Here is a 26,688-nt window from a genome sequence, read left to right on the forward strand (position 1 = left end):
CTACATATCAAGAGTGTCGCCATTCAATTTATCTACAATTTGGGACCGGCAGCTCGGAAACCTCCGGGGGGAGTTACGCCACAACCACCGATAATGATGCGGGAACTTAACGGTTCCCGTTCTTTGTATGTGGTGGTTGGCTCCGCGACCATTGACTTTTTATTGTCTGTGTCCGGTGTCGGAGCATCAATTGTCTGGACAGTGTGAGGAGAATCCTCTCGCTTTACCTCCTCGCCGTCCTCCTTGTTCTCATGCTTAGGTGCTAATTCAGCGGCGATTTTGCGGTCGAGAGCAGCAAGTTCGGATTTGAGCTGTTTTAACTCATCCTCTTTGCCCCACGTCTTAGCCATAATGCCTTCAATTATGGGAACATCGGCTTTGAGTTTGGCGGTGCGTTCCTCATACTGGGCGATTATGCCGGGGATTTTCTCCAAAGCATTGACAAAGTTCATACAGGCGGCGTGGGTGTCAGCCATTGCCAACTGACCGTTGTTATACTTGTATTTGTAGTTGCCCTCGACAACAAAGCGGTTCTGCACTTTCTCAACACCGTCAGCCAATACTCTTTCAGAGATAATGCTGATTGGGAAGCCATAGACCTCGCCCACACGCTGATATTGTCCGTGAGTGTCAGTTCGTTGAGCCAAACCTTGCAGGTGGATACCCATATTCTTCTCATCGGATAGGTTACAGGTGTCAATGGTGAGATTGTTGATGGGGTTGCCATCCTTGTCACGCTGCACCACTTTGTCGTACCGCTCCCAGTCTGCCTTCATCCGCTCTATTGCCGCCTCGTTGTTGGCAATGTCATGGGTTATGGTCTGGAGCCGGAACTCGGAATCGCCACGTCCCTTGTTGAACGACTTTCGTTCACTCTCCAACGCCGCTATCCGTTTTTCAAGTTTTGCCTTATCGAGCAGGTCGGTGTTGCCGGATAAGATAGCCATGTACTCAGAGAAATTCATGCCATTCTTCTCGTCCATAGAACCCTCGTCGATTGTTCGCGCTCCCAATGCACCACTTTTAAGTTGGTTTATGAACGTAGCCTTGCAATGAAGAAGATTGAACTTGTAGGAGTCCAAAGACTTCTCAACCGCGTAGATAATCACATCCACCTTATTATCAGCATACAGTTTGGCAATCTCGTTGCCGGCACGGATAGCGCGACCCTCGCGTTGTTCGAGGTCGCTCGGACGCCACGGGCATTCCAATTCATGGACAGCGACAGCTCTCCTTTGGGCGTTTACGCCAGTTCCCAACATGGAGGTTGAGCCGAAAAGCACCCGCACATCGCCGTCATTCATAGCCTGAATGACAGCCTTTCGTGACCGCTCAGTCTTGCACTCTTGGATAAACCTTATCTCATGCGGAGGAATACCATAATCCTCAACCAATTTTCGCTTGATTTCAGAATAGATATTCCATTCACCCGGCTTGTAAGTTCCTAAATCGCTGAATACAAACTGTGTGCCTTTCTGAGCGTCATACTTATGGTAGTATTGGGCAATCATCTTGGCACAGTGGCTCGCCTTATTGTTCGGGTCATCAGAATAATTGGGGTCAATCATTCTCATGTCAAGAGCCATCTTCCTTGCATAATCTGTGGCGATGAGCATCTTCGCCTTCTCCTCAGTGTCAGACAATGGCGCACGACCCAATATTGTGGCATCACCGCTTTTGGCAAACTCCATTAGTTTCTGGATAAACTCCTCCTGTTGAGGCGTGGGTGGGATATTGTGAAGAATCTCGTTCTTATCCGGTCGGTCAACACCAACATCCTGTGCGGTTCTATAATCCGTTATCTCATTATAAAAAGCCGCCAACTCCGGAACCTTGATGAAGTAGCGGAAACGCTCCTTAGCGACAATGCTGTTGGTGACATTGAACTCATAGTCGGTTGTCTTCTTGGCGAAGATTGCCGCCCACGCGTCGAAACACCTTATCTCCTGCCTTTCAAGCTCTTTCGGTCGGAGATACTTGAACAAGAGATACAACTCCGTCAGTGAGTTGGAGATTGTAGTGCCGCTGAGGAATGTCGCGCCCAAATCGCGCCCGGTCCTCTCTTGGATGGTACGGATGGCATAGAGAAGATTCAGTGAGCGTTGGCTTCCTTCGGAGTTGCCAAGTCCAGCCACACGGTCATGTCTGGTATTGAACATCAGATTCTTGAAACACTGGCTCTCGTCAACGAAAATATGGTCGATGCCCATCTGTTTGAAGTCAACCACACTGTCCTTGGACTGTTCCATCTGATACTGTATGGTGGTTATCTTGGCGGTGAGGTTCTCCTTACGCTTCAACAGCCCCTTCAGCATACCACGCGAAATGTCGTGTCCCTGCTGCTTGATGACTTCAAGATTCTCCTCAACCGTATCAAGTTCGGCTTGCAGGATCTGCTGCTGCATCTCCGGCGACTGCGGTATCTTGCCGAACTGGTCGTGCGACATTATGATACAGTCATAGTCGTTATTCTTGATCTGGTTGAAGAAGTTCACGCGGTTTGCCGCCGTGAAACTCTTGGCATCGGCATAGAGGATACGGGCATTGGGATAGGCAGTCTGATAAGTCATGGCAATTTCCGCGACATTGGCTTTCATTCCGATAATCATCGGTTTATTCACCAATCCGAGACGTTTCATCTCATGCGCCGCCATACACATTATAAGTGTCTTTCCCGTACCAACCTGATGGTCGCATATTCCTCCACCGTTCTGAATCAGCATCCATACGCAATCCTTCTGTGACTGATATACGGAATTGATATGGTAGCGGTCGCCCAACAGTTTCATGTTGAGGTCGGGAAACTTCTGATGTGAGCCGTCATAATGAGGTCTGACGTAGCAGTTGAACTTGCTGTTATACAAATCAACAAGTCTATCCTTGAACTCCGGCGATTGAGCCTCCAGCCAGTCCGAGAATCCATTACGGATTTCATCAATCTTGGTGTTGGCTAACTGAATCGCCTCCGAGTCCGGCACCTTGATGTCGTGACCGTTATCATCCTTGCCGATGGACTTCTTGATGTCCGGCACTGTGTTGTGCAGGGCGTGTTTGAGAAGGCTCATGCCGTCATATACACGATAATAACCTCTGACACAGAACTCTTCCCAAATCTTCATATTCTTGCGACGGACATCACAGGAATATTCGTCCATTGATGAAGAATAGGCTATATTAACTTCAGTGCCATATAGGTGACTCATATATGCTGAGTATATTCCGGTCGGGATCCACCTCTCTCCGAAATTGAAGTCCAGTTCATCGAAAGTAATCTTTCGGGGAATAGCTTCCTCCAATGCTTTCAATGACTCTTTCGACAAGTCGATGAACGGCTCAACGCCGTCAAAGCCGGGAAAATTCTTGGTGCGTTCTTCCTCGCGGTTGACCCATGCCTTGATGTCCTCTGCTTTCTGCACTACATTACCGGCGATGAAGCGGTCGGTAATCTCAAAGTTTGACACGAGCGGATTATAATATATGTGTCCGGCAAGGCTGTCAATCATCGCATCCTGCTCCATATCGACAATACTTCCCATATATTCGAGGTTGACTTCTCCAAATTTATTGAGTGAAGCTGTCAATGCTTCCATCGGGGTATCAACTGATGTAACCTCGTCAACGGCGAATGATACCGGATGGTCAAAGATGTCGGCTTTGACAAAGCAACCATTCTCGCCACGCTCCAGAGCCAACGAATCACGCCCGTTGGCATCCATGAGGATGAACTTGACATTCTGTTTCTCATTGAGGTTGCCGTATCTGTCCACGAACTCATCGTAATACTGATTGAGGTGTTCGCGCATATCGGCATCTTCTTCATGCGTCTCAGCCTCAAAATGGTATAGTTGCTGATAAGTTTCCGACAGGGTGATATAGAGCATGGCTCGTTTCTCCTGTTCCGGTTTGAGCGTGAGCGGCGAGAATGTTGCTCCATTCTTGCGAACCTCCGAGAGAAACCCTACCTGACCCTTGTCCACGACCATGCTGCCATTGTGGTGGAAGAACTGAATATCCTCCGAGAAAGGACGGGGCGACATATCACGATCCGCAGCCTTGGGTGCTTCCGCAGCCACTCTTGGCTTCGGAACAAAATCACCTTTTGAAACTTCGATGATAGTGCCGTCTTCGGTGATTGTCTCTTTCTTGGCCGCTTCCATTGCCTGACGTTCAGCCTCCATTTCCGCGAGTTGACGATGGGCAATCGACATCATTGTTTCGTAGAATCCATTGATGGGCGGATTGGTTTCCCAATCAAGAGAACCGTAAAATTCCAGCTCCTTTTCAGAGAGCGGACGGAATTTCTTCGCCTGAGTATCGGTTACTGTTATGGTAGGCTTTGGCTTTTCTTCCGGTTGCTGAGGTTGTTTTGGTTGTCGCTGAGGTTTGCCGATAGGCTCCAGTTCTCCGAAAAGATTATAGGCGAACAAACGAGGGTCAGGGTTATCGTTATAATCCGGGCCATCAGATGTTTCTATCTCCTTATTGGTTTGAGGTGGTGGCGGAGTTGTAGCCTCCGGTGTTTGAGGCACTGGCTCATCCTCCATTGGAGCCGGAGAAGGTGATGCCGGTTCCGGTTTTGGAGGCTCTGGCTTTGGCTTATCCTCCGGCTTAGGATTATTGCGTTTCACCGTCTTCTTCTGCTTTGGGTCTTCCAACTGCTCACAGATAGCCACTCTGTTTCCGGCTCTTACCAATTTGGGCAGATAGACATCCAGTGCATGATGTGGGAATCCTGCAAGTTCAATACTACTCTTGTCGCCGTTCATTCGGCGGGTAAGGGTGATCCCCAAGACCCCCGACGCTTTGACCGCATCCACGCCCATACACTCGTAGAAGTCCCCAACACGGAAAAGAAGAATCGCATCGGGATGTTTCTTCTTCATCTCCCGATATTGCTGCATCAACGGGGTATCCGCTATGCGCTTCGGCTTTTCGACCTTGTTTTCGGTGGAACGCTTAACAGGCTCAGGTGTTGGCGGTTCAGGTGTCGGAGGTGTGAGACTCCTATCATTATAGAAGTCCAGATTGAGGCGCAGTTTCAGTGACTCATCAAGAGCCTTTCGCATATCGGCTGCAATACCATCGACACCCTCCTCATGCTTGTAGATGATAGCCGGTTTGCCGAACTGGTCAGTGCCAACCTTTGCTTCCGTGCAGATAATATTTTGCGGAAAGGCAGCAAAATATTTGTTATTCGGAGCCTTGGTTTCACGGTCAACAATGGATTGGATGAAAAATTCCTCATCAGCTGACAACGCTTTCTTGTTGGTGTGCTTCTGGAGAATAATCAGGTCAGACCCGGCATCTGTTCCGGCATTGTCGGAAAATGTATTGTTCGGCAGACGGAAAGCGCCCACCAAATCCGCACGGCGCATCATCTCCATTCTGACAAATGGACTGGCAGCATTCATCACCCCTTGCGAGGCGATGAATGCCACTATACCACCTTCATGCACGGAGTCAAGGGACTTCAGAAAGAAGTAATTGTGTATAGTCTTTGTTGACTGACGGTAGGCAATCTCCCTGCTCGTGGCATATCGAGGGTCTGCAACCGCAAAATCTCCGAAAGGAATATTGGACGCAGCCACATCGAAATACCCCTCAAAATCAGGGTCAATCTTCTCAAAACCCTTTATTTCGGTGGAGATGGACGGATGCAACGCAGATAGAATTTTACCTGTCAGCAAATCCTTCTCAAATGCCAACGTCTCGGCACCGGGATAATTCTCATTTTTCAGAAATGAGTCAATGAAAGCGCCTTGCCCGGCGGACGGTTCAAGAAAACTCTTTACTACAACACCGTTAGCCTTTAACGAGCTGGCGATGGCATCAATTACAGGTGCCGGAGTATAGAATGCAGTCAGCACAGACGCTTTCAGCGAGTCCATGTAGGCGGCAAACTCCTTGTCATTCTTGGAATAGTCATGGATAAGGCGGCGAAGTTCAACGGTTGGCGCAAACAATTCAATGTCAGATTTGCTCCATTTGGCTGCATCGGCAAGTTCATTTGCATCGTTGAGTATGCACTTCAACCCACCGAATCCGGCATATCTGCCCAGCGCCTCACGTTCATCTGCGGTAGGCGGTCGCTTCTCAACACCGAGGCGAAACGCGACGCGAATCGCCTCAATGTTGTCGCGCATAGTCTGTAAACGATTATAAGCCATACTCCTCAAAGAATAAGGTAATACGGCCAATAACCGTCAGTCGGAATACTTCTCCTTCGGTAGTGTTGAAGAACTCTTCGCCAAGAGTAGTTCCTTTGAACTCCTCTTTCAATTCTTCAATAAATGTGTAAGTCCAGAACTCAATGGATTCATCTTCAAGTGAGATGTTGTCTTGAAACTCATCAAGCAACAGACCGCTGATGAAATCGTAAGGTGACATTTCAAATCCGGCATAAAGTGCCGCCATTGCTTTTTCATTGGAAATATACCACTCGTCACCGGCAAGGCGGGATTCAACGAAAACATCGTATGCGTGTTCCGTGCGTGTGGCAATAAACAGATCATCCTCTGCTTCCGGAAATCTATGCTCTGAAAGGTATCGGCGGAGAAAAAGGTTGTAGTAGTCAAGGTCATACCCCCGGCTGTCAAAATGGTTATTTGCCATCAATAAACTTTGATTGATGTTTTCAACCCTTCTGTTGGAGAAGGTGTCGCAATTTCGGGTCTGCGGCTATGCGGGCAATCTCATTGTCAACTATATCCCGCACGTCCTGCTTGATTTGGTCGTAGTTCGCCTGAATGTCGGCTTTCATCTTGTGCTTATCCTCCGAGGCATCTTTGAAATCGGTAAGGATTGGAATCGGCACATATTTTTTCATTTCGGCATCGACTTTTTTACTGTCCACGACAATCTCTGCGTGAAAAATCTTCTGGTCAATGCGTTGGTCGATGTTGTCGGAAACCGCTCCGACGAATATTCCTTGTGTCAATGTGGAAATCTTGCTCGGTGGAATAAGCGAGTCCATCTGAGTGTTGAATGAGTGGCTTACATCCTGACGGTTGATTGATATTGACTGCCGCTTCTGCAACACCTTACCAAAGCGTTCAGACAAAGTTTTGGCGGTCGAACCTACCACCTGCCCGGAGAAGATATTGCCAACGGTATTCATAACGACCGCCGCCTCCGGCTTTCCATAGTCACGTTCCAACTGTGAGAAATCCTGAAAACCGAGACACACGGCAACCTTATTGCTTCGGGCCGTGGCAATTAGGTTATCCAAGCCCTTAAAGTATATCGTGGGAAGCTCATCTATTATGACACCGGACTTCAACATCCCTTTCTTATTGATTAGTTTCACGATTCTCGAATTGTAAAGTCCGAGGGCCGCGCCATAGATATTCTGACGGTCAGGATTGTTGCCAACGCATAGAATCTTCGGCTCTTTTGGGTTGTTGATGTCAAGAGTGAAGTCATTGCCGGTCATTACCCAATAGAGCTGTGGCGAAATCATACGCGAGAGGGGTATTTTTGCTGAGGCAATCTGACCTGCAAGCTGCTCCGCCGCCCCTCCAAGCCAAGCATCCATGAATGGCGATAGGTAATTTTCCAAGTCCGGATAACTGGTGAGTATCGGAAAAATATCCTCATACCTGCGGCAAAGAAACTCGATGGCATGGGGAAATGTGCAATACCGTCCACCCTTATAGATTCGCAGAAACCAGATGATAGCCGCAAACAATACAATCGGAGATTCAACAAAGAAGTCACCCTGCTTTTGCACCCACGACTTATTAAGGTTGAGCATTATGGTATATGCGCTCTCATAGGCATCGGCAATATCCGACATGAAATCAGGGTGAATGGGGTTACAACGGTGGCTGCGCTCCGGATCATCGAAATTTATCATATAGAATTTCGGTTCCACATCTACGTATTTGTCAAGGTGGTTCAACAGATGGTTAAATGCAATGGTACTGAGGTCGGGACTCTTGAAATGTAGGCTAAGCACCCAGCGCCGTGCCATGCAATCATGACCGGTTTCCAAATACTCGCCTCCGAACCGGACGTACACCTTCCAGCGTATCCGGCTCTCCGTTTTGATATTCAGTCTATGCCTTGCCATTGTGAACTTTCTTATGACAACTACTGCACAGTGCAATCGTTTTTCTTCTACGTGCAATCATCATTCTTTCCCAAGGCTCTTTTCCTTTGAGTCCTTTGAGTTTTCTTACATGATGCATTTCGAGTCTGTCGGTTGCCCCGCATAATTCACACTTTTGTGCTTTAAGCCTGTCCATCAGGCTTGTGGTGCTTGTGTGCATTATGAAGTTCGGCAGAGTTGAAATTCTACTGTCCTTTGATGGCTTTAGCCTTTTGAAGCCACCATTATAGAATTTAGCTTCGATAGTATTTCCTTTCTTGCCTTGGTAGCTCACGGTGAAAATGCCGTCTTTCTTGTATTTGCGACATATCTTTGTAACCTTGCTACGATATTTTGCGGCAAAAGTCTTATACATGCTGTATTCCATAATGTATCCGAAATTGTTCATCTGCTTGGCGCAGTTGACACCAATTCCGAAATAGTTGTAGAAACCCCTTATTTCAGAATTGTATCTTTGAAGAATTTCAAGGTCATCGTTAAAGTTGAGTTCGGGTCTTGCTTTCGGCTTCCAGATTTCTTTACCGTTGTGTTTCTTTATTTCCACAACGTCATAATCGAGAAGCTTTTTCTTGACCGTATCTTTAGGGATACGAATCTCAACCGTTTTATTCCGAGACCTTTTCTTTCTACCGAGTGTGTCTCTGCGTGTTTCCGCACATTTTCTGTTTCGGATTTCAAAGCCGAGAAACTTCGCAGGATTATTTGAGTAGGTGACAAGGGTCTTCTCTTCGGATAATTCCAATCTTAATTTGGATTCAAGGTATTCTTTTATGTCCGCTTTAATCTTGATTGCATCCTCACGAGAGCCTATCACGCCACATAGGAAATCATCTGCGTATCTAACGTATTTCAATCGTTTGTAATTGGTGTCTCCCTCGTTTTTCGCAGGAGTCACCATCATGAGACTGTCATACATCTTGACGAGGCGAAGAGCCTCGTTTCGTTCCTCTGCGGTCTTGGCTTTCTTAAGAGCTACTTTTGCACGTCCTTTCTTACGTTGGTAGTGTCTGTATAGTTTGCTCACCTCCTTGCGTACACCTTTGTCGAATTTTGAGGCATACTCCTCCATATATTTGTCAAGCTGGTCAAGATATATGTTAGCAAGTATCGGGCTTATGATTCCACCCTGCGGTGTTCCGTCATAAGATTTGAAGTATTGCCAATCCTCAATGTAACCTGCGTTGAGAAATTTACGGATTAATCGGATGAAACGGCAGTCGCCAATGCGTTTTTCAAGGATTTTAATCATGACATCGTGATTAATGTTGTCAAAAAATCCTTTAATATCGCCCTCGATATACCATTTGGCTCCACAGAAAGACTTTGAAATCTGTTCCATTGCGGTATGGCAACTTCTTTGAGGTCTGAAGCCGTGGGAACAATCAGAAAACTGTCCCTCGTAGATTGCCTCAAGAATCATCCTCACCACTTCCTGCAACAGTTTGTCCTCTATAGATGGTATACCGAGTGGACGCATTTTACCGTTTTTCTTGGGAATATATTCCCTCCTTGACGGTTTTGGCTGATAGCTTTCATCTTTCAATGACTCTATCAGTCTGTCAATGCGCTCGATGCTCATTCCGTCAATGGTTTTGCCGTCAGTGCCTGCCGTCATATTACCCTGCTTAGGGGCAATACGTTGGTACGCGACAGCATACATATCCTTGTTGTAAAGAATACGATACAGACGCTCGTACTTGTAATCCAAGTCCTTGCAATGTTTGTATAGACTGTTTAATACGTTTGTTGAATTTCTCATAAAGTCTCACACTTCATTCATTAATTGTATTAAAAATCTCCACTGTCTCCCTTCGCCATGTACGAGGCTTTCCCTCGCTCGGACTACTGCGGAGACTCCGTTACCATGCTGTCAGCGGATGCTGACAGTTTAGGCAATCCCAGTTTATAGTGCCTTAACTATTGGCTTGACAAGTTGTCGGGTATGACTTCCACCTGTTCCTGTATATTACAGTTGCGCTGCACCAAGTTCCTGCTCTCCCTACGCTACGACTGCAAAGAGAGTGATGCAGTATGACGATTAGAAACTTCTTGTGGTTGTTTCCATAGTTACCTTACGTCATAGCCTACTACACGGACCGCTTAGATTATCATTCAACCAATTCGGGCTTTACCCTCATACTTGTCTTATCATCGCTATTCAGTCGCAGTTTGGTAACTAACTGACTTATAGTTGTACCGACGTGCTACACTCCCTGCCGTCTTTCGTTGGACAGATAAGTCGGTGATGATAGGTCATTTTCAAAGAACACTTGCCTAATCCTTGCCAAAGGGACGATTAAGACACTACCTTGACTGGCGCACCATAGACATAAAGCGAGTACCCTTTCTCGATCATCTGTTTGATGAAGTTGTTGACAACAGCGTATGACTTACCGGAACCGGGAGTGCCGAGAACGATTGTCGCTCTGAATGGATTGACAATGTTTATCCACCCCTCGTTCCACCGTTTTTTGTAGTAGAATTTTGTGGGAAGGTTGATGGAATAGTCATTCGTAAGCAGGCGTGTTTCCTGCTGGAATGATTCATTCTCATCGTTGAAACGGTCGTCCATCATGTTATTTTTGAGCATACGACTCATCCATATTCCTCCCAAAAGGAGGCAAACATAGCCGGCAACTGTGGTCACGATGTAAGTAATTTGCCAACCTAAACTCATCATCCACCAGTTGAAAAGGAACAGGACACCGCCAATGCCAATGATTATCCAAATTTGCTTCCACTTGATTTTCTCATTCTTGACACCTTTTGTTCCGAAACAAGAGAGAGCCAACAATAGAAGGGCCCACCATTTGGCATTCCATAGGTTGTTGTATAGACCTCCGGCTTCATTAAGTCCATTAAGGATTTTCATTGTCTGGGCATGGAATACCCAATCGCCGATAAGGTTATGGCAGTACCAGTAGATTTGTGTGACCACAACGAGGATGCTAAGACCACGGATTAAATCCATAATTTTAGCTAATGCCCGCAGGTCGTCCTCTTGCTGAGACATTTTTATATACAATATTTAGAATTTCGGTCGTTGACCGCGCTTCTTCTTCCGCTTCATGCGGCGTTTGAAATCCTCCTCATCAGCGTCAACTGTCGGACTGAGCTGAAACAGATCCAGACCGGGGAGAGAGTAATCATAGTCGTTACCGCTATCCTGATGCTGTTGAGTAGGAGCCGTGTTGGTTGATGTCTGCTGCTCCTGTGATTGATTTGTGTCATTATCCGGATTTGTCGATTCAACAATATCAGGAGTCCGGCTGACCTCATTATCTCCGGAGAATCGTTCATTAAGAGCATTGGCGGCATATTCCCTGCCAAGGCGAGAGCCATTCAGTACGGGATGTGTATCATGGTCTATGAATGTTGCGCCATAGATTCGTCCATCTTCAGTGTATCTCAATACAAGGTCGATGTTACGCTCTTTCAGTGCAGCAATAAATTCTTCCTTACTGTGAGATTCATTCAGTGCCTGAGCAACTCGCCTTCTTGTCTTTGCCACTGTCTCAGGAGTTATCTTCTGCTCGGAACGGTTGATTTTCTCGTGGACAGCATTAAGGCTGGTGAACTTGCCGAGGCGTGAAGCCTTGAACGGGTTACCAATCTTTCTGCCGTTTTCATCCAGTACAGAATAAACGATGCCATGATACTCCCTGCCATTGACTCTGCCATTGGTTTCCTCGGAGGTCAAGCCATAGAGCGACAACACAGCGTTGTATTCTCCCATTGTCCGGAATGAGTAACGGCTCATTATGAGCTTGACATTATTGGCAACCTGTCGTTTGACATCACCTGCATTGTAGTCAACTCTCCTTAATGGAGTGTCCGGATCCAGACGCTGACGCTCTGCCTTATGGAGATTGTATTTCTCCTCAATTTCGGTAGTTGCCTTCTTGCTTCGCCGATGGATGAAATCCATATTGAGCCTTTTCCCCTGTTCATTGACATTGACCGTCACTATATGGATATGGTGTCGTTCAATGTCGGTGTGCTTATAGATTATGTAGGGCTGCTCACCAAAGCCGAGTTTGTCGAGATACTCGCTGGCAATGTTGGCGAGGTCGGAATCCGACAGCACATCATCTGGATGTGGATTAAGGGAGATATGGAGAACCGGCTTCTTGGTGCGTCCGGTCTTCGGCATGTAGTTTTTGAAATCCTCCACCATTTCCGGAATGCCGATTTTTCCGTCAGGTGGCACATAAATCTTGTTAGTAGAGAGTACACGACCCTCCTCTTTGTTGATTTGTAGGCTCGACACCGGGGCGCCTTGCCGCATTTCTGCGGTAGGTTTCCCCGAGTCTGCCCCCGAACCGGACTTACACCTTTCAGCGTATCCGGCTCTCCATTGGTATATACTCTAACGCTCACTTTCTTTGATTTTGGCATAACACTCCGCACATACGGCTACCGTTTTACGGTGCCGATACAGCATCTGTCGCCCCCAAGGGGTATCGCCATTAACTGTCTTTAATGTGCGAACATGGTGCATAATGAGAGGTCCCTTGGTCCCACAGACTTCACATATGCAAGACCTTAGCCTATCCGCAAGGGTGGCTTTTGGAAGATACATTGTGCATGGGAGACGGTCACAGAAATCGAATTCTGACGGTTTTCGTCTTTTGAAACCTCCGTTGTATAGTGTACGAGTTCGGTCTTTCCCTTTCTCGTCTTTATAAGACACTGTGAACACCTTGTCTTTTTTATATTTGGCAAGGATGCCCTGCACAGTACTGTTAAGTTTCTGAGCAAGTGTCTTGTAAAGGCTATACGACATTATGTAGCCAAAACCTGCGCAGGCTTCGGAGGAGTTGTTGGCAAAACCGTAATAGTTGTAGAAACCTCTGATTTCAAGGTCATATTGAGCGACCATTTCATGTGGTTTCATTCCTATCATCGGGGTTCTTGCTTTCGGTTTCCAAACTTCTTTGCCTTTTTCTTGGGTAAATTTTACCGCTCCGAGTTCAATCAGTTTCTTTCTGACAGTTTCGGACGATAGATTTACTTTGACTACACCTACAAACATACGTTGGATGACACCTCGCTTGTTTCTTTTTGTATCATCCAATGTTTGGACGGTGATGTCAAAGCCAAGAAATTTTGCGTTCTCTGACGCATGGGTTATCAAGGTCTTTTCAGCGGATAGTTCAAGGAGCAGTTTTTCACTCATATATTGTGTGATGTCTGCCTTTATACTTTCGCTGTCGGCTTTCGACCCGATGACCCCAATCAAGAAGTCATCCGCATATCTGACATATTGAAGTCTGCGATAGTTCGCATCCATCTGTAGCCCTGCGGGTACTGAAAGACATTTTGCCTGCAATTCCTTAATCCGTTCAAACAAGCAGGCTTTCACCGTCTCATCTGTTTCGGATTTCCATTTCTTGCGCACTTTCGCGAGTTTCTTGTTAAGACTGTCGTATTCGGGATTTACCTTACGTTTATTCCCTTTCTTGAAATTTTCAGCGTATTCTGCCATGTATTTATCGAATTGGTCGAGGTAAATATTGGCGAGAATAGGGCTCACAATACCACCTTGCGGTGCTCCCGAATAGGTGTTGTGATAGTGCCAAATCTCAAGATAACCTGCACGGAGAAATTTCCATATCAGACGGATAAACCGCTCGTCGGCAATACGCTTACGGAGTATGTCCACAAGTACAGAGTGGTCAATGTTGTCGAAGAAGCCTTTTATGTCCCCTTCGATAAACCACCTGCTACCCGTGAACCGTTTCTGAAGACTGTTCAGTGCGGTGTGGCAGCTTCGGGATGGTCTGAAGCCATGTGAGGTATCCTCAAAGTATCCCTCATAGATAGCTTCCAAAATCATCCTTGCCACCTCTTGCACCAGTTTATCTTCGATTGTAGGTATGCCGAGAGGTCGGAGTTTTCCGTTTTTCTTAGGAATATAGACCCTCTTTGCAGGGTTAGGAATGTAACTCTCATCTTTTAGCGAAGAGATAAGAGCGTTGATTCTCTCCAGCGACATTCCATCTATGGTCTTTCCGTCCGAGCCGGGTGTCATGTTGCCAGGCTTGGATTTTATGCGCTCATACGCTACCATAAACAGTTCTTCGTTGAAGAACAATCGGTAAAGCCGCTCATACTTGTAGTCAGCATCGCTACTGTGTGAGCATAGAGTGTTCAATATTATCTCTGGATTTCTCATACGTCTCTCACGTTATCCGTTGATTACATTGAAGATACCAACTGCGTCCCTTTGCCATGTACAGGGCGTTACCCTGCTCGGACTACTATGGACGCTCCGTTGCCATGTCGGATATTCAGAACCGAAGTCCATAGCCTTGCGGCATTCCGATTTAGGCAATCTCCGTTTAGCACGCATAACAACTATTGGCACGACTGACTGTCGGATGCGACTTTCACCTTTTTCTCCGCTTATTGCGGTCTCGCCGTGGTAAGTTCCAGCCGTGTCAACGCGAGAAGATAGACACGGTGCCACGGGATGGCGTAAATAGCTACCTTCCGCCACCGTCACAACTGATACCGATAGATTATCGTTCAACCATTCAGGCTTCATCCTTATGTCAGTCTTTTTCCCTTGCAGCTCAGTCGCAACATGGTAGTTAGTTGACTTGCCGCTTCTCCGAAGTGCTATGTTCCCCCTAAGGATTTCTCCGCAGGGTAAGTCGGATGGGAATAGATAATATAACATAGTTAAACTTTGTTATTTGGTTGTTAACAACTGTTTGTTGGGGTGATTTTACCCCAATATGTTATTTGGAACACTTATCTAACCTCTTGCCAAAGAGGTATTTGTTATGCGACCATTACGGACGCACTCTCTCCGTTGTATGAGAGTGCGCCGTACAGACTGCTGCCTACTGAGATTTTTGCGACCATTGGTTGCGCATATCCTCAGTAAGTGCAAGGACTTTGGCGGTGACAGCCGCCAGTTCCTTCGTTTCTTTTTCAAGACGGTAGAGCAATGTCATTGCCTTTTTCTCGGAGAATCCTGCTTTGAGTTCCCTCACCACAATGTTGTAGTTGACGCCGATATTGCGGTATTCGGCAAACAGGGCTGAAAGTTTGGTGAGATAATCGAGCATTGTCTTGTCAATTTTATGCACCTTGAAAGTCTTTCCAAAGACCAGTCCCTTGATGAAAGTAGCCTTGACGCTTTCCCCGGCAAGCTCCATCATGCGGATAAGTTTGTCATATTCGAGGTCATCAAAACGGACTTTAACGCAGTTGCAGCACTTGTTGGCGACCGGAGGTCGGCCACCTTTATTGAAATTTTCTGCCATAACAGAACGGGGTTGAAAGTGACGTATGGCGTTTTTTGTAGCCGACGGCAGGTCTATTCAAGGTAAATGCGACTTCGGAGCATTTACCTTGAATAGCAAGGTCGTTTTGTGGGTACCCGGTTCCCCAAAACCTTTACAGACCCTGTAAAGACACCTTGCTATGTTCTTGTGAACATCCGATATAATATAAGGAAGTGGATTTTGGATTGATGTATATCAGAATCCGTGTTTTTCATTCGCTCCTGCCTGATTTTCGGCTGCGTCATGCGCTATTGCTCTTACAAAGATACGACATGGAGACCCCCAAATGCAAATTTTAGACCCTCTTGGAAGCACTTTTTTGAAAACAGAGATCAATCAAGTTGTTGCCACCTCACCAAAACCTTCAAATATGCAATGAATCCGAGGCTTCCTCATAGGCGGAAATAAGCGGAAATAAGGGTACTTTATGCGGTCGAGCTATGCAAATATTTGGAAATCCAATAACTCAGGCAGTAACTTTGCAACGTGTTCGATTGACAGACCGACTTCCAAGACGTTCAATATACTAATCTTCGGAACGATTCTTCGACCGTCAGTTATATCTTTTGAATAATTTATCCGACAATCGCCTGACCATATATAAAACGGATAGTTCAACAATTAGATTATTTTGCCGACTACCATACAGTTCATACTATCTACCTTTGGAACTGCTTATTGTTAAGTCAATAGAATATTTAATCGTTAGATCTAACTAATTAAATATCGGTCAATCGAAAATTCGGAATGTAGATTGATACATTGATTTGTCCTCCGATAAATCTATTTATTGAACTATATATTACTAAGTTCCTCGGGTACACAATTCCTCAATTCCCAATGGGCAGATGTCCATCGTGAGCAATTAAAGGAATACCCAAAACTATTTTCAGCCGCTCATCAGCGGAGTCAACAACAAGCGGAAAAACGCGACCAAAACATGACTTTATGCGGTTGAGCTATCTGAAAATTTGGAATACGGAACTTGTGGGTTGTAATTTTGCAGAGCATTCCAGCCGATGGAAACATCCGTGCGTTCAAGAGAATGGATATAGGAACAGCGACGGCCCGCTCCTGAATCTGAAATGCGAACAAAAAAACAACTCACAGCTGACACGATGACGACAAAATGGTAACCGCAGAGTTCAAAACAGTTACCAAGCGGGACTGCACGTCAGGGGCCATTGAAAGTCAGAAGTAAGGCATCCCCACTTTTTATTATCAACTGAGACACAGACGAAAGGGACGGTTAACAATTACCCGGATTGATAATCGGAACTTGCGCCTCAGGCTCGCTTTGTGTCTGAACATCAACAAAAAACATGAATGAAAGAACCCAAATTCGTGGCTTTCTCCACTCAGAAAGGTGGAGCGGGCAAAACAACCCTTACAGTAACGATGGCAAGTTACCTTTACTACTGCATGGGCTTGAAAATTATCGTGGTTGACTGCGACTATCCGCAGTACAGCATAAACGATATGCGTGAAAGGGAGAAGATGTTGCTGGAATTAAGTCCGGCATTCAAAAAGACCTTCTCCGACACCCTGCTCCGTACAAAGCTCAAGCCTTTCCCTGTTCTTGTATGTCCTCCTGAAGAGGCTATGAAGAAAGTCAGGGAATTGATCGAGGAAGGCGAAGATGTTGACATCGTATTCTTCGACTTGCCCGGAACGGTCAACAACCGTGGCGTAGTGAATGTGGTGAACTGCATGGATATGGTGGTCGTTCCCATCGCCGCCGACAATGTTGTCCTTGAAAGCTCGCTCGCCTTCGCTCTCAAATTACAGGAATGGCTCACGACAGGCCGCTCTCAGATTAAAGGGCTTTATATGCTCTGGAATATGATGGATGCCCGTGAGAAAACTGACTTATACGACCGCTATGAGAAGTTATTTGAAGAGTTGGGACTGGCAACACTTCGGACAAAAGTACCGGATACAAAAAAGTATCGCCGTGAGGGTTCAGAAACCCTTGAAAGGGCGGTTTTTCGCTCCACGGTCATGCCTCCGGACAAGACGCTGCTTAAAGGCACACGTCTCACTGAACTTGCGGATGAGATTCTCAAAATCCTCAAAGACTAAGCCTGAGCCATGTCGAAGGTATATGAATCGGATGTAGATCCCGATGAGTTCATCCGCAGTTTCCGCGAGGAGTCCTCCCAGTCAACCGTGAAGAAAGAGAATGAGAATAAAGCAGAAACACCGACCAGACCTTCGGACTCCAAACGTAGGAAAGTGCAATCGCAACCTTTACCGGAAGAAGATGAATATCTGGATACTTTTGTAAGGAATATGGAACACATGCGCCCTTTATGCAAATATCTTATGGTTGACATCCATCCCGACTTTATCCGGAAAATCAAGCGTGTGCTGTCTTACGAAACAGGACCGGTATGTTCTACCAAAGCCTATATCAACAACGTGCTTGCCGAGCATTTTCGGCAGTATGAAAACTTCATAAATAAACGACAATAGAATATGTCACATAAAGTAACAATCAAAGTCTCGCCCGACATTGTCGAGGCGGAGTTAAAAACGGCAGACCCTGAACAGGTAGCATACGTTAGCAAATATCTTACCCGCTCAAACTGCCCGACCCATGTCAAAGTTCATGTCACGGCGGAGGTCCACAGAGTGCTTTCGCTGATGGTTGCAGCAAACGCTCAGACAGGAGCGACAATCGGTGGGTATCTTACAGCCATCGTCCTCGACCACTTTGCAAAGAATGCGGATTTAATGAAGCGCATATTTGAAGATAGCCGTGAGGAGCTGTTCCTATGACAGTATTTTTAGTATTAGCTTTGCTGGCAAGCAATATCTTCCTTGCCAAAATGCTGTTGTCAAAGGACACAAAGAAGACAAGTGAACCTTCGGACATAGCAGAGAATAATGTATCGGAGGAAACGGCTGAAAAAAAATACATACCCGATACGAATAATTCTCTTGATGAAAAAGTCGCCGCAGTTGTAGGAGAAAGCAAATATGACCCTGACACATATAAGAAGATTGTGGAAGAGGTTGTAAAGGAGGTCGTCCCCTTGATAATTGAGGAGTACGGCAGTTATGCCGATGCAGGATTGCCGGAACCTCCAATCAAGGAAAATACCGGCGTTGTTCCTGTTGAAAAACTGGATGAGGTTTTCTCAAACAAGACTGTTGCCGACATTACGGGGGAAACTCCGGAACCGACAGAACCCCGTGCTGATGGAATAGACTTCAATGACATCAACACAACCATGAATGTCCTAAAAGAAAAGTCAGACAATCCGGAGGATTTGGTGATTGCCCAACGCACGCTTCAAGAATTGGAGGGCACTATCATTAAGGAGGAAATTTCTCTCGATCCCGTCATAAAAAAGCGGATTATGCTTATCGAACTTCATCTGCCAAAGAAAGATGAAGAATCAAATGAACAACCCACTACGTCAACAATGGATGAGGATGAAACAGTGGAACAGCAAACTAAACCCAAAAAGATCCTTTTCCACGCTGACATCGACACCTCAGACATTGATGCAATTGATTTCAATGTCTATCATTGACACTTGGCCGCAAGGCAAACCTATCTATAATTTAATTCATGTCTAATTTTTTCAAGAAATTCTATGAAAGAACCGTCGCGTTTATGAACGCACCCCATCGCCGCCGTCCTATTGCCGCAATGCTTCTTCTGACGGCCGCAATCCAGATGTTCGCCGCCGGCAACGGTCTGAGTGGCATCAATGAAGCCACTTCAATGGTCACCTCCTATTTTGATCCGGGAACGAAACTGGTGTACGCAATCGGTGCTGTTGTCGGTCTTATCGGTGGCATCAAGGTTTACTCCAAATGGTCGAGTGGCGACCCCGATACGAGCAAGACTGCCGCCTCATGGTTCGGGGCCTGTATCTTCCTGATTGTGGCCGCCACAATCCTCCGCTCATTCTTCCTCTAACCAATGGAATACTCAATCAATAAGGGCATTGGTCGGTCGGTTGAGTACAAAGGTTTGAAAGCGCAATACCTATTCGTCTTCGCAGGAGGATTGCTTGCCATGTTCGTGGTATTCGTCATCATGTATATCGCCGGAATCTCCCAATGGGTCTGCATGGGCTTCGGTGCGACAGGTGCGTCCTTTCTTGTCTGGCTCACATTCCATCTCAATGCCAAATATGGCCAGTACGGTCTGATGAAACTGACCTCGGTCAAGTATCGACCACGATATATCATCAACCGTCTGCGCATAACCCGATTGATAAAACATAAAACATGAGGAATATACTGAAAGCTACAACATTGGAGTCAAAGCTGCCGCTGTTGGCGGTCGAGCATGGCTGCATCATCTCAAAGGACGCGGATGTAACCGTGGCCTTTGAGGTGAGCCTCCCGGAACTTTTCACCGTAACCTCCGCTGAATACGAAGCGATGCACTCCGCTTGGTGCAAGGCAATCAAGGTGTTGCCACATTACACTGTCGTACATAAGCAGGATTGGTTTGTCAGTGAGAAGTATAAGCCGGAACTTCAAAAAGAGGATTTGTCATTTCTTGACCGTTCATTTGAACGCCACTTCAATGAACGTCCATATCTCGCCCACAAATGCTACCTCTTCCTGACGAAGACTACAAAGGAGCGTATGCGCCAGCAGTCAAACTTCTCAACCCTCTGTCGTGGACGTATAATGCCAAAGGATTTGAATCACGAAATGGTTGTGAAATTTATGGAAAGCGTTGAGCAATTCGAGCGAATTATGAATGATACCGGCTATATCAAGCTCCATAGACTTAATGATGAAGACCTTATCGGAACGGAAACATCATCGGGGCTGATTGAGAAATATATGTCGCTGTCGATGGACGATATAACGTGCTTGGAGGATATTGACCTATCTGCAAAGGAGATGAGAATCGGCGACAAGATGCTCTGCCTCCATACGCTCTCAGACACTGAGGACTTGCCCGCAAAGGTTAGCACCGACAACCGATATGAACGACTCTCCACGGATAGATCCGATTGTCGTTTGAGTTTCGCTTCTCCGGTCGGATTATTGTTGCCATGCAACCATATCTACAACCAGTATCTGTTGATTGATGATCCTGACGAGAACCTGACGCGGTTTGAAAAGACGGCACGCAACATGAACTCCCTGTCGAAGTACAGCCGAAGCAACGCCATCAACAAAGAATGGATTGACCAGTATCTCAATGAGGCACACAGTTACGGACTGATTTCCGTGCGCTGCCATTGCAACATAATGGCTTGGAGCGATGATGCTGAGGAATTGAGGAGAGTCAAAAATGATGTTGGCGGTCAGTTGGCTACAATGGGTTGTATGCCCCGGCACAATACTATCGACTGCCCGACACTGTTCTGGGCGGCGATACCCGGCAATGAGGCTGACTTCCCGGCGGAGGAGTCTTTTTACACGTTCATCGAACCTGCGGTGTGCTTCTTCACAGCCGAAACCAACTATCGTTCTTCTCTCTCCCCATTCGGAATAAAGATGGTTGACCGACTCACGGGCAAACCTATCCATTTGGATATTTCCGACGAGCCTATGAAGCGTGGCATAACCACCAACCGTAACAAGTTCATACTTGGTCCATCCGGTAGTGGAAAGTCTTTCTTTACCAATCACTTTGTCAGGCAATATTACGAACAGGGCGCGCATATACTTCTGATTGATACGGGTAATTCCTACGAAGGTCTGAGCAACCTGATACGAAACAGGACTCACGGTGAAGATGGCGTATATTTCACATATACGGAGGATAACCCCATCTCTTTTAATCCGTTTTATACCGACGACGGAGTGTTTGATGTGGAGAAGAAAGACTCTATCAAGACGCTGCTGCTGACGCTCTGGAAATCGGAGGATGACAGAGTGACAAAGACTGAATCCGGCGAGCTTGGCTCTGCATTGTCTATGTTCCTCGATAAGATGGCAAAAGACCGTGACATTGTTCCATGTTTCAACTCATTCTATGAGTTTATGCGTGATGACTATCGTGCGGAAATGGCTAATCGCCCGATACCCATCTACAAACAGGACTTCGACATTGACAACTTCCTGACCACGCTACGGCAGTATTATCACGGTGGACGCTTCGACTTTCTGCTCAACTCCAAAGCCAATATAGACCTGCTCAACAAGCGGTTTGTTGTCTTCGAGATTGATTCGATCAAGGATAATAGAGAATTGTTCCCGGTGGTGACAATCATCATCATGGAGGCTTTCATAAACAAGATGCGCCGCCTGAAGGGAGTACGCAAAGTCCTTATCTGCGAGGAGGCTTGGAAGGCTCTATCCTCGGCGAATATGGCTGAGTACATGAAGTACCTCTACAAGACCGTCCGTAAGTATTTTGGTGAGGCAGTGGTTGTCACACAGGAAGTTGACGACATCATTTCGTCGCCGATTGTCAAGGAAACCATCATCAACAACTCGGACTGTAAGATACTTCTTGACCAGCGTAAATATATGAACCGCTTCGACCAGATTCAGGAACTGTTAGGCCTGACGGATAAGGAGAAAGCCCAAATACTGAGTATCAACATGGCGAACAATCCAAACCGCCTATATAAAGAGGTGTGGATTGGACTTGGAGGAACCCAGTCAGCGGTTTATGCCACGGAGGTAAGCAAAGAGGAATATCTCTGCTATACCACTGAGGAAACGGAGAAGATAAGGGTGCTGGAAATGGCACAGAAACTCGGCGGCGATATAGAAGCCGCAATAAAAAGATTAGCTAACGAATAATGTTTACAGAACTTTTAGAATTATTTGAACCACTTTTTTCCATACTCGCCACTTCAATTCTTTTTATAGGTGGCGTAACATTGGCAATTTACGGCCTTGTGCTGGTTTGCAAAGGCCTGAAACTACTTTTCAAGAAAACCATCAGTAATATGTCGCTCTGCGCCGATTGCATCAAAAACTGGATTGATTCCGGCTTTGAACGCCTTGAAAATACAATCGAGTCTGCAATCAAGAGTGCGAACCGAAGCCAGACAGAGGAGATTTTGAAGCTCGTTCAGCCTATGGTTGAAAAGATGGTAGAAGAGAATGTTAAAGAACAGCTTACCCCCGATAACAGTCCTGTGATGGACATCGACAGAATTTCGGAATTGACAGGAATTTGGACAAATACGTCCCGCATAATTACAGTCGATATTTACTCAGATGGGGGAACCTACATAATGAGTGTGAATGGAGTCAACGACCATCTCATAGACGGTAAATACCTTTTGAGTGAGGAATCGGAACATAACCGCTTTTATGCCAATGGAAGTTTTGGGTTTATATTTCATTTTGACAGGAACACCAACCGTATCTTCATTCCCCGACTGGGTGTATGGCTTAAACGTGATAGCCACGATAATGTGTTTAAGAATGAGGCTTTTGTGAGTGTTGAGAGGCTTTCTCTCGATGATGACACTCGTGAAAGAATAAAAACTATAACTTCCGTCTGAAAGAAATGCAAAATATCAAGATTATTATTTCATTGTTTGCTATCTGCATACTTTTCAGTACAAACAAGGCAAACGCTCAATGGACGGTCATTGACCCTTCCAACATCGCCCAAAGTATCGTAAACAACTCCAAATCACTTGTTCAGGAGACCTCGACGGCGCAAAATATGGTTAAAAATTTTCAGGAAACCGTGAAAATTTATCAGCAGGCGAAGAAATATTACGACGCTCTCCAGTCGGTCAACAATCTCGTCCGCGATGCCCGAAAGGTACAGCAGACAATCCTCATGCTCGGCAATATCTCCGGCTACTATGTCAATAATTTCCAGAAGATGCTGACGGATCCAAACTTCACATCATCGGAACTGTCTGCAATAGCCTCCGGCTACACCCGGATATTGGAAGAGGCCAATGGGGTGCTTGGAGATTTGAAACAGGTGGTCAACATTACCACTCTCTCAATGACCGACAAAGACCGTATGGATGTGGTGGATAACTGTTACAAGGAGATGAAGCGTTTGAAGAATCTGACCGCTTATTACACCAATAAGAACATCAGCGTCTCATATCTGAGGGCGAAAAAGAAAGCCGACACACAAAGGGTTGTAAGCCTCTACGGCGACGGCAGTGAAAAATACTGGTAGTCATGCTGTGTGCGATAGATTTCAGCAACCTTCACACAATCCTCCGCTCGCTCTATGATGAGATGATGCCACTGTGTTCGGATATGGCGGGCGTGGCACAGGCAATCGCCGGATTAGGTGCATTGTTCTATGTTGCCTACCGTATCTGGCAATCGCTGGCGAGAGCAGAACCGATTGATGTGTTCCCTTTGCTTCGCCCCTTTGTTATCGGCTTCTGCATAATGTTCTTCCCTACGGTGGTACTTGGGACAATCAATGCGGTGATGTCGCCAATCGTTCAAGGAACATCCTCGATGCTGGAGGGGCAAACCCTCGATATGCAAAAGTACCGTGAAGAAAAAGACCGGTTGGAATATGAGCAGATGATGAATGACCCGTCAACCGCGTACCTCGTTGATGATGCTGAGTTTGACCGTCAGATTGATGAGTTGGGCGTGACTGAAATAGGGACTGCCGCAGGAATGTATATCGAGCGAGGAATGTATAAGGTCAAGAAAGCCATTCAGAACTTTTTCAGGGAATTACTTGAAATGCTGTTTCAAGCAGCCTCCCTTACGATAGACACAATAAGGACATTCTTTCTGATTGTGTTGGCAATACTCGGCCCGATAGCATTTGCCCTCTCAGTGTGGGACGGCTTCCAGTCAACACTGACCATGTGGATCCAGCGATATATTCAGACTTATCTATGGTTGCCTGTGGCGGATTTGTTCAGTACCATTCTTGCCAAGATACAAGTCTTGATGCTTCAAAACGACATTTCAGAACTGACTAACAACCCCAATGCAGACCTCGACGGGACAAATACTGCGTATGTTATATTTATGATTATCGGCATTATAGGCTACTTTACAATACCCACTGTGGCGGGGTGGATTATTCAAGCCGGCGGTGCCGGAAACTACAATCGAGCTGTCAACAATACAGCAATGCAAGCAGGGTCTATGGCCGGAAGTGTCGGCGGTGCAGTTGCGGGCAACGTGGCCGGCAGAGCCGGAAAACTATTAAAATGATATTCAAACACCGATTAAATGGAGTTCAAATCACTTAAAAACATAGAGTCATCTTTCCGTCAGATAAGGCTTTTCGGAATTGTATTTGTGGCTATGTGTGCGGTGGTTGTCTCGGTGGCTCTGGTTATGGTTTTCAACTTTGTCGAGAAGCAGCGTGAAAAAATCTATGTCCTTGACAATGGCAAGTCTTTGATGCTTGCCTTGTCACAGGACATGAGCCAGAACCGTCCGGCAGAGGCACGGGAGCATGTAAGACGTTTCCATGAATTGTTTTTCACTCTCTCGCCAGACAAGTCAGCCATTGAACACAATATCAACCGTGCATTGATTCTCTCTGACAACAGCGCATACAATTACTACTCTGACTTCTCGGAAAAAGGTTACTATAACCGAATTATCTCAGGCAACATCAACCAGATATGTCAGGTGGACAGCGTTGTGTGCAACTTCACCAACTATCCATACACAGCAGTTACTTATGCGAAGCAGAAAATCATTCGTCAGAGCAACGTGACGGAGCGCAGCCTTATAACGACCTGCAAGCTGACCAATTCGTCAAGATCTGACGACAATCCCAACGGCTTTATTATAGAGGGCTTCAACATCCTTGAAAATAAAGATATTTCCACAATCAAACGATAAGTGAGAGTTTTATCAAAAGTACGCGGCACCATATATAATAAGGTGTGGCACATACCCAAAGGGAAATTGAGAAATTTCCTCAGAAGCAAATGTGATGATATACCGCAGAAACGACGGTTGACAGTCGTGGGTATATTCTTCGGATTGTTTGTCCTGATCGCATTCCTATTGTTCGGCAACGCCTGTTACCATATCGGATTGGGGCAAGCCCGTCAGCACATTGATGAGATAACGCATATAAAGGCAGTGGAGTTACCAGCTTCACCTGAAAAACAGTCACTACCAACATTTGATGACATTTGAAGAACTGAAAACGAAAGTCAATGGCTGGTTTCAGCCGAAAAATGAGGCTGAGAGAGCCAAACTTAAAAAGTATGCCATTGTATTTCCGGCGATGTTCCTGACATTCATAGTTTCCCTTTGGTTAATTTTCGGCAGTGGATTCTCGTCAGACAAGACCGACACAAGCAACGCCAATATGGAATTGCCGGATGGTGACAATGCTGAAATAGAAGGGAACAAACTAAAAGCAATGGAGGCTAAGGCACTTGAAGATGAAAAACACCGACAGGACAGCGTAGTCCAGACATTCACTGAAATGGCGGACACAATGCCGACAAATATTTCAGAAGAGCCGACGGCAATCGAATCGTCCGCTCAGGCGTACCAGTCAGTACAAGCGTCACTTGAAGATTTCTATATTCCCGAAGATCAGTCGGCGGCACAGGTCGCGGAATTGCAAGCGAGGATTGATGAACTTGAAATGCAGAATGCCTACGCCCAACAGCAGACTCAGCAGCCCAATGAAGTGGAGCTGATGGAGAAGTCTTATCAGTTGGCTGCGCAGTATCTCGGCACCGGAAATGGTAGCCAACAGGCGGTCATCGTCGATGAGCCGGAGAAGGAGCGTAAAGTTATGCCCGTGAATCAGGTCAACCGCAATGTGGTTTCCTCTCTCAGTGTGGCAACATCTGAACGGTCATTCTCTACCGCTGTCGGCGGCAAACGTCAGAATTTCAAGAATACCATTTCAGCGTGCATAGCCTCTGACCAGTCGGTAATTGACGGTCAGAGTGTGAAACTGAGAACTCTTGAACCGATGTGGATTGGGAACTCTCTGTTGCCAAAGAATACAACCGTTGTCGGCTCGGCACGATTGCAAGGTGAACGCCTTGAAATCACCATCGAGAGTATAGAGGCATTAGGCTGTATAATGGACGTTGACCTCGCTGTATATGACTCAGACGGTCAGGAGGGTATCAACATACCCAACTCTATGGAGTCTGACGCACTGAAAGAAATCGGAGCCAACATGGGCTCAACAGTCGGCAGTTCAATCAACATATCCACCAATGCTGGAGCACAGATTGTCTCCGATGTGGGTCGAGGCTTACTCAACGGCGTAGGCCAATATCTTACTAAGAAAGTCCGTCAGGTAAAAGTTCATCTGAAATCCGGATACAAAGTGATGCTCAAACAGGTTGAGCAATAATCAACAAAACACACCAACAACAAATGAAAACAATCACA

The 26,688-nt window shown here is 46.2% G+C and carries 19 protein-coding genes and 2 pseudogenes; 13 read left to right on the forward strand and 8 right to left on the reverse strand.

All coding sequences use genetic code 11. The features are described from left to right. Positions 1 to 32: 32 nt before the first annotated feature. From C5O23_RS08610 to mobA, 8 genes and pseudogenes are all read right to left on the reverse strand, one after another. Entirely contained in the window at positions 33 to 6,167 is a 6,135-nt protein-coding gene (locus C5O23_RS08610; RefSeq protein WP_107032541.1) for a MutS N-terminal domain-containing protein, read from the reverse strand. After that, a complete protein-coding gene (locus C5O23_RS08615; protein WP_107032542.1) occupies positions 6,157 to 6,612 on the reverse strand; it encodes a DUF1896 family protein in 456 nt (151 codons plus the stop codon). The genes C5O23_RS08610 and C5O23_RS08615 overlap by 11 nt, the downstream gene beginning before the upstream one ends. 22 nt (positions 6,613 to 6,634) lie before the next feature. Beyond that, positions 6,635 to 7,942 (reverse strand): annotated as a pseudogene (locus C5O23_RS08620) (TraM recognition domain-containing protein); the annotation flags it as partial. A 115-nt stretch (positions 7,943 to 8,057) separates the two neighbouring features. Then, on the reverse strand, positions 8,058 to 9,869 hold the full coding sequence (locus C5O23_RS08625; protein WP_107032543.1) for a reverse transcriptase domain-containing protein: 1,812 nt from the start codon (positions 9,867 to 9,869) through the stop codon (positions 8,058 to 8,060). 564 nt (positions 9,870 to 10,433) lie between these two features. Further along, positions 10,434 to 11,123: pseudogene (locus C5O23_RS08630) on the reverse strand (YWFCY domain-containing protein); the annotation flags it as partial. A gap of 15 nt (positions 11,124 to 11,138) precedes the next feature. Continuing rightward, positions 11,139 to 12,398: a conjugal transfer protein MobB gene (gene mobB / locus C5O23_RS08635; RefSeq protein WP_107032545.1), complete on the reverse strand. Its 1,260-nt coding sequence runs from the start codon at positions 12,396 to 12,398 to the stop codon at positions 11,139 to 11,141. Positions 12,399 to 12,479: 81 nt separating this feature from the next. Beyond that, positions 12,480 to 14,288: a reverse transcriptase/maturase family protein gene (locus C5O23_RS08640; protein WP_068960681.1), complete on the reverse strand. Its 1,809-nt coding sequence runs from the start codon at positions 14,286 to 14,288 to the stop codon at positions 12,480 to 12,482. 673 nt (positions 14,289 to 14,961) lie between these two features. Beyond that, entirely contained in the window at positions 14,962 to 15,387 is a 426-nt protein-coding gene (gene mobA / locus C5O23_RS08650) for a conjugal transfer protein MobA (RefSeq protein ID WP_107032546.1), read from the reverse strand. A gap of 1,347 nt (positions 15,388 to 16,734) precedes the next feature. Between mobA and C5O23_RS08655 the strand changes: the two genes are divergently transcribed. The 13 genes from C5O23_RS08655 (at position 16,735) to traM (ending at position 26,650) form a co-directional block, all read left to right on the forward strand. Further along, the gene (locus C5O23_RS08655; RefSeq protein ID WP_107032547.1) at positions 16,735 to 17,490 is read left to right on the forward strand and encodes a ParA family protein; all 756 of its coding nucleotides are present in this window, start codon (positions 16,735 to 16,737) and stop codon (positions 17,488 to 17,490) included. A gap of 9 nt (positions 17,491 to 17,499) precedes the next feature. Next, positions 17,500 to 17,883, forward strand: a complete 384-nt coding sequence (locus C5O23_RS08660; protein ID WP_107032548.1) for a DUF3408 domain-containing protein — start codon at positions 17,500 to 17,502, stop codon at positions 17,881 to 17,883. Positions 17,884 to 17,886: 3 nt separating this feature from the next. Next, positions 17,887 to 18,189, forward strand: coding sequence for a DUF3408 domain-containing protein (locus tag C5O23_RS08665; RefSeq protein ID WP_107032549.1), 303 nt, complete (start codon positions 17,887 to 17,889; stop codon positions 18,187 to 18,189). Continuing rightward, on the forward strand, positions 18,186 to 18,950 hold the full coding sequence (locus C5O23_RS08670) for a hypothetical protein (RefSeq protein WP_107032550.1): 765 nt from the start codon (positions 18,186 to 18,188) through the stop codon (positions 18,948 to 18,950). Before C5O23_RS08665 ends, C5O23_RS08670 begins: the two co-directional genes overlap by 4 nt. A gap of 83 nt (positions 18,951 to 19,033) precedes the next feature. Continuing rightward, positions 19,034 to 19,342 carry a DUF4134 domain-containing protein gene (locus C5O23_RS08675; protein ID WP_068960688.1) on the forward strand — a complete coding sequence of 103 codons (309 nt, stop codon included), beginning with the start codon at positions 19,034 to 19,036 and terminating at the stop codon, positions 19,340 to 19,342. Between the two features lie 3 nt (positions 19,343 to 19,345). Beyond that, positions 19,346 to 19,660 carry a DUF4133 domain-containing protein gene (locus tag C5O23_RS08680; RefSeq protein ID WP_107032551.1) on the forward strand — a complete coding sequence of 105 codons (315 nt, stop codon included), beginning with the start codon at positions 19,346 to 19,348 and terminating at the stop codon, positions 19,658 to 19,660. Then, positions 19,657 to 22,146, forward strand: coding sequence for a TraG family conjugative transposon ATPase (locus tag C5O23_RS08685; protein WP_107032552.1), 2,490 nt, complete (start codon positions 19,657 to 19,659; stop codon positions 22,144 to 22,146). Before C5O23_RS08680 ends, C5O23_RS08685 begins: the two co-directional genes overlap by 4 nt. After that, the gene (locus tag C5O23_RS08690) at positions 22,146 to 22,859 is read left to right on the forward strand and encodes a hypothetical protein (protein WP_107032553.1); all 714 of its coding nucleotides are present in this window, start codon (positions 22,146 to 22,148) and stop codon (positions 22,857 to 22,859) included. The genes C5O23_RS08685 and C5O23_RS08690 overlap by 1 nt, the downstream gene beginning before the upstream one ends. A 5-nt stretch (positions 22,860 to 22,864) precedes the next feature. Then, the gene (locus C5O23_RS08695) at positions 22,865 to 23,503 is read left to right on the forward strand and encodes a DUF4141 domain-containing protein (protein ID WP_123476826.1); all 639 of its coding nucleotides are present in this window, start codon (positions 22,865 to 22,867) and stop codon (positions 23,501 to 23,503) included. A gap of 14 nt (positions 23,504 to 23,517) precedes the next feature. Then, positions 23,518 to 24,516, forward strand: coding sequence for a conjugative transposon protein TraJ (traJ, locus tag C5O23_RS08700; protein ID WP_107032571.1), 999 nt, complete (start codon positions 23,518 to 23,520; stop codon positions 24,514 to 24,516). Positions 24,517 to 24,534: 18 nt separating this feature from the next. Further along, positions 24,535 to 25,158: a conjugative transposon protein TraK gene (gene traK / locus C5O23_RS08705; protein WP_107032554.1), complete on the forward strand. Its 624-nt coding sequence runs from the start codon at positions 24,535 to 24,537 to the stop codon at positions 25,156 to 25,158. 42 nt (positions 25,159 to 25,200) lie between these two features. Further along, entirely contained in the window at positions 25,201 to 25,461 is a 261-nt protein-coding gene (locus C5O23_RS14650; RefSeq protein WP_410520470.1) for a TraL conjugative transposon family protein, read from the forward strand. After that, entirely contained in the window at positions 25,451 to 26,650 is a 1,200-nt protein-coding gene (traM, locus tag C5O23_RS08715; protein ID WP_107032556.1) for a conjugative transposon protein TraM, read from the forward strand. Before C5O23_RS14650 ends, traM begins: the two co-directional genes overlap by 11 nt. Positions 26,651 to 26,688: the final 38 nt, after the last annotated feature.

The sequence above is a fragment of the Duncaniella muris genome (assembly GCF_003024805.1).
In the GTDB taxonomy this organism is placed as follows: Bacteria; Bacteroidota; Bacteroidia; order Bacteroidales; family Muribaculaceae; genus Duncaniella; species Duncaniella muris.

Coding starts and splice junctions, on each gene's coding strand:
- C5O23_RS08610 (WP_107032541.1), bottom strand. CDS start 6,167: ATGGCTTATAATCGTTTACAGACTATGCGCGACAACATTGAGGCGATT.
- C5O23_RS08615 (WP_107032542.1), bottom strand. CDS start 6,612: ATGGCAAATAACCATTTTGACAGCCGGGGGTATGACCTTGACTACTAC.
- C5O23_RS08625 (WP_107032543.1), bottom strand. CDS start 9,869: ATGAGAAATTCAACAAACGTATTAAACAGTCTATACAAACATTGCAAG.
- mobB (WP_107032545.1), bottom strand. CDS start 12,398: ATGCGGCAAGGCGCCCCGGTGTCGAGCCTACAAATCAACAAAGAGGAG.
- C5O23_RS08640 (WP_068960681.1), bottom strand. CDS start 14,288: ATGAGAAATCCAGAGATAATATTGAACACTCTATGCTCACACAGTAGC.
- mobA (WP_107032546.1), bottom strand. CDS start 15,387: ATGGCAGAAAATTTCAATAAAGGTGGCCGACCTCCGGTCGCCAACAAG.
- C5O23_RS08655 (WP_107032547.1), top strand. CDS start 16,735: ATGAAAGAACCCAAATTCGTGGCTTTCTCCACTCAGAAAGGTGGAGCG.
- C5O23_RS08660 (WP_107032548.1), top strand. CDS start 17,500: ATGTCGAAGGTATATGAATCGGATGTAGATCCCGATGAGTTCATCCGC.
- C5O23_RS08665 (WP_107032549.1), top strand. CDS start 17,887: ATGTCACATAAAGTAACAATCAAAGTCTCGCCCGACATTGTCGAGGCG.
- C5O23_RS08670 (WP_107032550.1), top strand. CDS start 18,186: ATGACAGTATTTTTAGTATTAGCTTTGCTGGCAAGCAATATCTTCCTT.
- C5O23_RS08675 (WP_068960688.1), top strand. CDS start 19,034: ATGAACGCACCCCATCGCCGCCGTCCTATTGCCGCAATGCTTCTTCTG.
- C5O23_RS08680 (WP_107032551.1), top strand. CDS start 19,346: ATGGAATACTCAATCAATAAGGGCATTGGTCGGTCGGTTGAGTACAAA.
- C5O23_RS08685 (WP_107032552.1), top strand. CDS start 19,657: ATGAGGAATATACTGAAAGCTACAACATTGGAGTCAAAGCTGCCGCTG.
- C5O23_RS08690 (WP_107032553.1), top strand. CDS start 22,146: ATGTTTACAGAACTTTTAGAATTATTTGAACCACTTTTTTCCATACTC.
- C5O23_RS08695 (WP_123476826.1), top strand. CDS start 22,865: ATGCAAAATATCAAGATTATTATTTCATTGTTTGCTATCTGCATACTT.
- traK (WP_107032554.1), top strand. CDS start 24,535: ATGGAGTTCAAATCACTTAAAAACATAGAGTCATCTTTCCGTCAGATA.
- traM (WP_107032556.1), top strand. CDS start 25,451: ATGACATTTGAAGAACTGAAAACGAAAGTCAATGGCTGGTTTCAGCCG.